1 protein-coding gene is annotated in these 1876 nt (G+C 55.6%); it reads right to left on the reverse strand.

What is annotated here, in order from left to right:
• Positions 1–524: 524 nt before the first annotated feature.
• Positions 525–1691, reverse strand: a complete 1167-nt coding sequence (locus tag DVK07_RS19040) for an ISH3 family transposase (protein ID WP_121598465.1) — start codon at positions 1689–1691, stop codon at positions 525–527.
• Positions 1692–1876 lie beyond the last annotated feature (185 nt).

Genomic DNA, 1876 nt, shown 5'->3' on the forward strand with positions numbered 1-1876 from the left:
TGTTTTATTACATAACAGGAGATCTACTAGGAGAGACATGGGTGCCGATTGATGGATTAGAACAAAGTAACAGGTACAATGTCGTTGTACTTTCGCCGTCGTCGCCCCCTTGTACTTGTATGACCCGGAGCGTGTGGCCTGTTGCTAGCGACTACAGTTGTGTGTATCGAGTGTAAGCTGTAATGGTCTACAGTGCTACCCGAGTTGTTATCTTATTGCTGTCTAGCGCTAGTCTTACCCACTTTTGATCAGCCTCATATCGCGTACTATGCCCACTGCTTGAGTATCAGTACTGGAATATTGTTCCAATTGTCGGGAGTCGAATTAGAGATGAATCATCAGTACCTCACAAAGCAACCTCGGCTAGCTGTTTCTGCGGCCTGAGTTCTGTCTCGAAGCGGTTGTACTGACGGTCTCGATGAGATGATTACGGACGGATCGACGGAGAGCTGTCGCTGTCGGCGGCGGTCAGCCGCCGACGCGACAGCGTTGCCACTCACTTTGCTGGCTTGCTCGGTCGGTGGTTAGCGGTGGAATCGGTCGTCAGGTGGCCGATTCGCGGGGACGGCCCGACGAACCGCGAGGGCCGTCCACGCAGCTCGTCGAACCATATTGACGAACTCCTTGTACGGCCACCACCAGAGGCGACGCCCGCCTCGGCGGGGCGTCGCCACATACTCGTAGTGAAGGTACCGCCAGACGTTCTGTAATAGCAGACTCACCACGACGTACAGCAGCCGTACCGTTGGATCTCGTGTGGTTGTTGTCGCTATCGCTTGTTCAAACAATCGATAGCTCGACTCGATACCGAAGCGTTTCGAGTAGTGGTATCGAGCATCGCGTGGTGAGTCGATGAACGGCGCGTCAGCGGCGTAGCCGTGACGCGCCACACCGTTCTCGTCATATTTCCCGTTCAGGTACGTACAGTCGATACAGACGGGAAACTCGACGGTCCAGCTGTGACCGTCGAGTTTCCCTGTCAGATCATGCTGAATGACGCGACTCCACCCTTCCGAGAGCTCTTGCTGAATCGTCTTCCCCCACCGAATGATCGGGATCACGTACGCGTAGTTGTGCGCCTGAAGCAGCGTGAGACACTTGCTGTCGTAGAATCCGCGATCGAGATAGACGGCCTTGACCTTGGTGTCAAGGCCGTCGAGAATACCGAGGAACTCAGCGAGAACGCTGCTGGCGGTATCGCCGTCTTCGAGACGGCGTACCGCCAGCGTGTAGCGTTTGTTCTTCACACGCGCGTAGAGTGTGGCGTAGGCGTGGAACGCGGTGGTTCCACGCTTCGCCTCCGAGTGATAGAGACCGTCTGTGTCGGCTTCGTCACCGTAGTAGGGTCGCAGGTGGAGGTCTGCGCAGACCTCCACCTGCTTGGGGAGCAATTCATCGAGATTCTTCCGCAAGAGCGCGTTAGCGACTCGTTCGAGCCGTTCCGGCTCGAACTTCGTCCGAAGATGGTAGAGGATCGTGTTCGCAGCAGGTGCGTTCTGGCTCGAAGCACAGAGCGTAGAGACAGAGGTCCCGTCGGCGCAAGCGCCGACGAGGACCTCATAGATGTCCTCAGCAGTAATTTCAGCGTTATTAGCTAACGAGAGCGGAACTTCTTCGTCAAGGCGGTTGACGAGAAAGTTAAGAAGCTGGTCCTCGTGAATCACACTGTCTGCTTGCTTGGTTTTAGACACACCTTCAGCAAGCAGACGTCTCAACTAACCGGCTTTGTGATGTACTGAGGACATATCCCCGAGTGAGGATTTCAACAGCGCCGTTGATTTCGGATAGATCGTTGACACCGCCAAAGCCCCAGCCCCTCGCTTATAAATGAGCGACCGTGGATCGACGGCCAACACCGCCAAAGCCCCAGCCGGGA

Source organism: Halorubrum sp. Atlit-26R (assembly GCF_003666015.1).
Lineage (GTDB): Archaea > Halobacteriota > Halobacteria > Halobacteriales > Haloferacaceae > Halorubrum.